We start from the raw sequence: 5763 nt of genomic DNA, 5'->3' as shown, positions 1-5763 counted from the left end.
ACATTGTTTCCATTAATTAAACTTGCTAAGAAGTTAAAAGTTGATTGGTTGGTGCGCTCAGTGTACAAATTCTTGGAGGTTTCCATTAATTAAACTTGCTAAGAAGTTAAAAGCTTTCCCTACTGAAAGACTTCGGAGATGGCAAACGAAAAATTGGTTTCCATTAATTAAACTTGCTAAGAAGTTAAAAGAATCACTGGTAACTATCATGACACTAATTAATGGCTCGTTTCCATTAATTAAACTTGCTAAGAAGTTAAAAGAATTATCATGGAAAGTCAAAATCTTGTCAATGGAATTAAGCGTTTCCATTAATTAAACTTGCTAAGAAGTTAAAAGATAATAACTTTCAAGCAACTGAAGCCCTCAAAGGTTTCCATTAATTAAACTTGCTAAGAAGTTAAAAGGTTTACGACCAAGCCCGCAACGGGCTTGCGATTCACATTGTTTCCATTAATTAAACTTGCTAAGAAGTTAAAAGTAGAGAGTCTCGGGGGCACTTTCGAAACAGAAGACTGGGGTTTCCATTAATTAAACTTGCTAAGAAGTTAAAAGGAATAGGAAGTTCCCCTCAATCGGGGGAAGTTCAAAATGTTTCCATTAATTAAACTTGCTAAGAAGTTAAAAGGTTTTTTTTGACCCATTGCATGAGAGTTACCTCTTTGTTTCCATTAATTAAACTTGCTAAGAAGTTAAAAGAAGCAGAGAACGAGATGTTAGCGGCAGTTATATTTGGTTTCCATTAATTAAACTTGCTAAGAAGTTAAAAGAAAAAACCAGAAAACGCCACACAAGGCGTGTACTGCGCGTTTCCATTAATTAAACTTGCTAAGAAGTTAAAAGGTGCGGTGTTTTTTAATCCGCCTTAAAGCGTTATCGTTTCCATTAATTAAACTTGCTAAGAAGTTAAAAGCCGCTAGACTGTCCAAGGAAGAAAGTGATTTTTTAACGTTTCCATTAATTAAACTTGCTAAGAAGTTAAAAGAGGGTACCCAAAAAAAGCTAAAAAACAAAAGGAAGGTTTCCATTAATTAAACTTGCTAAGAAGTTAAAAGTCTCGCCGGAGCGGCGTAATTTCCGGACAGAGTGCAGTTTCCATTAATTAAACTTGCTAAGAAGTTAAAAGTTTCGGAGGAAACCCCGAAGTGGTCATGGTTGAATGGGATGTTTCCATTAATTAAACTTGCTAAGAAGTTAAAAGTTGATTCTGCTTTGGCAAATTCTCCAAACCCTCTTTTGAGTTTCCATTAATTAAACTTGCTAAGAAGTTAAAAGCATCCAGATTTGAATAACATCTGGACCCAGATACTGGGAGGTTTCCATTAATTAAACTTGCTAAGAAGTTAAAAGAATCTCGACACTCCCCAAGGAGCGGCTAACAGCCGCCTGTTTCCATTAATTAAACTTGCTAAGAAGTTAAAAGCGGCAGGGTTTTTGATCGCATCTGCGATCTCTACGTTTCCATTAATTAAACTTGCTAAGAAGTTAAAAGGTTATACTAGCAAAGCTTGACATAAAACCTGTTTCCATTAATTAAACTTGCTAAGAAGTTAAAAGGAGCAAGAAAATGGGAGCAACTCCACCACCCCCTCGGTTTCCATTAATTAAACTTGCTAAGAAGTTAAAAGAATACCAAAAACGTGAAAGCACGTTTTTGGATGACTTTGGGGCTCTGGTTGTTTCCATTAATTAAACTTGCTAAGAAGTTAAAAGAATCGAGAGAAAAAAATCATGAACGAGCAGCACGACGTTTCCATTAATTAAACTTGCTAAGAAGTTAAAAGAAGCAACTGGGAATGTTTTATTGTTGCTAAAAAAACGTTTCCATTAATTAAACTTGCTAAGAAGTTAAAAGTGGAATTATGCCTCTGTTTCAACAGAGTATTATGTTTCCATTAATTAAACTTGCTAAGAAGTTAAAAGACTAGCTTGGCAAAACTAGGCTGTACAAGGATTGTACAGCGATTTTTCGTGGGATATTGAAAAGCATAGACATTATTAATAATAATTCTCAATAGTTACCTCGGTTATAAGGCTCAAAGCCTTGCTGGACAAGGCATCGACGCACCTCAACGAAAACTCTAGATTTTCAGCCATTGCGTCTAACCCGCGAAAAATGTTGAGAACCCCCCCATTCCATCGGCATGAAACAATATCGAAATCAAGACGGAGGGGAAACAGATGAAGACAGAGTTCCCTGAGTCTGAAAAGTGTAGTACCGATTAATTTTATGAAAAAGAGTCTGAAACGCTCGCTCGCTCGATTTATGATTGTCCCCACACTCATAGCTTTGCCCTCCTGCTCATTGGGGCAATCCCACCGTCCCATAGCCATCAGCTATCTACTTGATCAATCGGCGAGCGCACAAAACGATGAGCAATTCCAAAAGGACAGGAAGCGAGTTTGTCAAGCCATTGCCAAGGGACTTGTTCCTGGTGACGAGTTCGGAGTTATCTTTGTTACAGGGGAATCCGCCCTTTTCCAGAACCTCCAAAGGGCAAATCCTGCTCTGGTACGAAAAGAATGCCAGCAGCAGCCAGTCAAACAAAAACCCGGGACTCTTGTCTGTCCGGCTGTCGCCGGAGCCAAAAAGCAGTTTGAATCAACAAAAATTCGTCTTCCTATCTTAGTTCTCCAGGTACAGGTCAATGAGAAGGAGGCTCCGTGTCAAGAGATCATGCGAGATACTGCTCAACTGGTGATCAAACGAGGAGGCTCTGTTCTGGTTTTAAACAGCACTAACGAGGGGGGCGAATCGTTTCGAGCAGAGCTCGAAGCCGCACTTGAGGGACTACCAATTCTATACTCGCAAACCCAGCCAGAGATTGCAGTGAAGGAAACTATCGAAGAGACTAGAAATAAGGGGGACAGAAATGCCACCAAGTAATTTTCCTGATTTTGACTTTGGGAAATGGGGCAATATCGCCGATCTCAATTCCAATGACACCATCAAAGACTATCGAGAGAAGTCGAATTCAACAAAGCTACATCCAGCAGAATTTTCTGAACCTGAGCCATTAGACAAAGAATCAAATCGTTTACGTTTGATTGCTGAAGAGCTGCACCCGCATGATCAGGAGGCGCTCTTAGAACGCTTTCCCTTTATCGCAATGGAGCAGCACAGAATTGCTGCCAGAGAATTTTGCCAGTTTCAGAAGATCAGAGCGTCTCAATTATATTAACCCTCATTGAATCTATAATCATGTCTGTTTTCTTCTCTTGGTTTGCGACTACCATCATAGCCTTCCTCAATTTTAATACGGCTATGGTGTTAGTTCCTGGTGATTGGGACAACATTAAAGTATGGTTTGCTTTTCCCATTTCCTTTATAGCGTGCTTGCTCTTCGATCACACAGTTTCGGAAGAGTATTCTCGCGAGCGCCTTCGCAGATTTGCGGAATCTACTCTGAAGTGGATAAATTCACAAAAAGAAAGGCTATCTCAAAGTCGATTAGGAAAAATACGACTTGAAGCATATCTTTACTTACATGGACTATTTGAGTCTCCTTTTCTTGAACCTTCAAAGCTATCTATTATTAACCGTATCTGGTGCGGGATTTATCTAATTACTGAGTTCATTGTTGGTGCATATTTATTGCAACAGCAAGAATTAGATATACCTTGGTTCGTCATGATCGCACCTATCCTAGCGGGATTGTTAAATCTTGCCACTGGAATCCTGAAAGGACAACTCATTGTTTACCCGAAAGCTCTGGCAGAATTGAGACAAAAATATGAGCAATATGAGTATAAAATTTGAAAATAGTACAACAAAAAAGGAGTAAAAAAATGTCTCAATCTCAAGCCATCAGAATTATTGGTGTTAACAATATGACCTCTAAAGACATCAATGAGCTAACTGAAATCTATTTATCGAACCCAAGTCTACCATCAGCAAAAATGCTCGAAATTCTTCAGCAAAGACTAGCCTGTAAATCTGCCAATGAGCAAATTCAAATAATTCGCCAAGAACACCAATATTTGCTCGACAAGTCCTTCTACGAGAAGCAACAAAAACTTCACCAACTGCGTACAGAAGCCGAATCCTTACTTGCCTATCCTCGATCTATTAACTCTCCCAACCCCTCATATTTTTTATCAATCAACACACTTCATGAAGAATTAAAATTTGCCAAAGCTCAGGTAAAGAATTGTGAAGACTCTATCGCCAAAGTAAAGAATTTTCAATCGGACTTCAAATCAGCATTACGAACATCATTTTATTTATCTGGTAATGAACCTGATAAGAAAACAGTTGACGAACTACTCGATGAGATAGGAATTAAAGAATGTCTAAATATTTTACAAGAAGAAGAGAAAAAATGGCAAGACCAAGTCAACAAACTCAAGCTTGAACTAGCAGGATTGCCGATTGTTACTCTGCACAGACAATCCAACTTAGAAACCTTTCAAGACAACAATCACAATAACGGAGACACTAACGATGACACAGAATAAATATCCTCTACCCGGCTATGCTCCTCGTCCGGAAAAACCAATCGTGGCCTTGAAACCTAAAGCTTGGTCAGTATTTTTAAGTTGGAAAAACCTCCGTGGAATAATTTTCATAATTCCTCTTTTTTCTATAGCCTGGCAGTACCTAACTCTACAACGAACCGAATATATGTTCACAACTCAACGGTTTAGGACTATTACGGGACTTTTTAACCAAGAAATTGACGAAGTTTGGCTATTTCGTGTGACAGATTTACGCATTTTAAAGCCATTTCTTTATCGTTTGTTTGGAATAGCAAGTCTTTACATTTACTCTACAGATAGAAACAACAAACTCGTGGTTATTCAGGCAATTTCGCTTACAGATGCCTTGAAGCTACATGAAATTCTTCAACAGCAAGTCAACATTGAGCGACATAGAAATCGACCGGATATTCCAGGCTCTTGGCAGTAATCAATCATCTCAAAAAAAGGAAATAGTAATATGGCTGACCAAAACACAACTACTAACAACGAGACTAATACTTCTTGTCCCAGCACAATAGATAGTCCAGAACTACAAGATAAAGATATATGGAGTTCTTATGACAATGCCTTTGGCAGATACGCATTTCACGGGGGAATGGAGGGATACTTAGAAAATAAAGACCCTTCTCCTGAAAGTCCACAACAAGAGTGTTTCTACGATGATTCAGGTAATCTAATCGACGAAAATCATCAATACGCAGGAATGAGAGGAACTGCCAATGAATACGATGGACATAAGGGCGATAGTTCAGAACTATGGAACCATTTATATAACGATAGTGGGGGAATCTGGCAAAACGGTGGAGAAGCCTTTTCTACCTCTGTGGAATCCTACTATGACTCTGTTGAAGATTATGTTTCTGATGCCTTTGAATGAAGTCAAAGTCAAAAGCTCTTGAACGTCCTCAAAGCTCATCCGCCAAGCGTTTTTATCCCCTCTATTCTAACCCGCGCCAACAAGCCACAAAAACTAAAAAACTTCGCCAACAACAAATGGTTAATAAACAGCCAAAACCAGTCATTATCCGACAAAATAGTGCTACTGCAACAATAAATAATCTGGTCAATATTTTTCAAAAACTCCCTGATGATGTTTTATTAAAAGTTCTGGCTACTGCAACATATGAACTAAAACAGTTGGGCTCTTCGGGAATTGTTATGCAAATAATTAACTTAAAATAAAATTCGATGAGAGCGCCTACGCTCAAAAGTAGCTGAAATTCATACAGGGAGACACTTACGGCACAAACAGGTTAATACCAAAAGATAGACAATTGAGTT

Annotated in this window: 7 protein-coding genes and 1 CRISPR repeat array; all 7 genes read left to right on the top strand. The window is 38.5% G+C overall.

Going from position 1 to position 5763, the window contains the following annotated elements; translation table 11 throughout:
• Positions 1-5: 5 nt before the first annotated feature.
• Positions 6-1923: direct repeats of the CRISPR family, unit length 35 nt; unit sequence GTTTCCATTAATTAAACTTGCTAAGAAGTTAAAAG.
• A 307-nt stretch (positions 1924-2230) separates the two neighbouring features.
• Genes IM322_RS01455 through IM322_RS01425 form a run of 7 tightly spaced genes read left to right on the top strand, consistent with a single transcriptional unit; the run spans position 2231 to position 5664 of the window.
• On the top strand, positions 2231-2887 hold the full coding sequence (locus IM322_RS01455; protein ID WP_287675183.1) for a hypothetical protein: 657 nt from the start codon (positions 2231-2233) through the stop codon (positions 2885-2887).
• Positions 2874-3182 (top strand): type 2 periplasmic-binding domain-containing protein, encoded by a 309-nt coding sequence (locus tag IM322_RS01450; RefSeq protein ID WP_287675181.1) that lies wholly within the window; start codon positions 2874-2876, stop codon positions 3180-3182. Before IM322_RS01455 ends, IM322_RS01450 begins: the two co-directional genes overlap by 14 nt.
• Before the next feature lie 20 nt (positions 3183-3202).
• Positions 3203-3760, top strand: a complete 558-nt coding sequence (locus IM322_RS01445; RefSeq protein WP_287675179.1) for a hypothetical protein — start codon at positions 3203-3205, stop codon at positions 3758-3760.
• A gap of 29 nt (positions 3761-3789) precedes the next feature.
• On the top strand, positions 3790-4458 hold the full coding sequence (locus tag IM322_RS01440) for a hypothetical protein (RefSeq protein ID WP_287675177.1): 669 nt from the start codon (positions 3790-3792) through the stop codon (positions 4456-4458).
• Positions 4445-4909 carry a PH domain-containing protein gene (locus tag IM322_RS01435; RefSeq protein ID WP_287675176.1) on the top strand — a complete coding sequence of 155 codons (465 nt, stop codon included), beginning with the start codon at positions 4445-4447 and terminating at the stop codon, positions 4907-4909. Before IM322_RS01440 ends, IM322_RS01435 begins: the two co-directional genes overlap by 14 nt.
• Positions 4910-4939: 30 nt before the next feature.
• On the top strand, positions 4940-5359 hold the full coding sequence (locus IM322_RS01430; RefSeq protein WP_287675174.1) for a hypothetical protein: 420 nt from the start codon (positions 4940-4942) through the stop codon (positions 5357-5359).
• Positions 5356-5664: a hypothetical protein gene (locus IM322_RS01425; protein WP_287675172.1), complete on the top strand. Its 309-nt coding sequence runs from the start codon at positions 5356-5358 to the stop codon at positions 5662-5664. Before IM322_RS01430 ends, IM322_RS01425 begins: the two co-directional genes overlap by 4 nt.
• Positions 5665-5763 lie beyond the last annotated feature (99 nt).

The sequence above is a fragment of the Microcystis sp. M109S1 genome (assembly GCF_020247025.1).
Taxonomy (GTDB): Bacteria; Cyanobacteriota; Cyanobacteriia; order Cyanobacteriales; family Microcystaceae; genus Microcystis.
The sequence above is the reverse complement of the archived record's forward strand: the minus strand, read 5'-3'. Positions and strand labels throughout refer to the sequence as shown.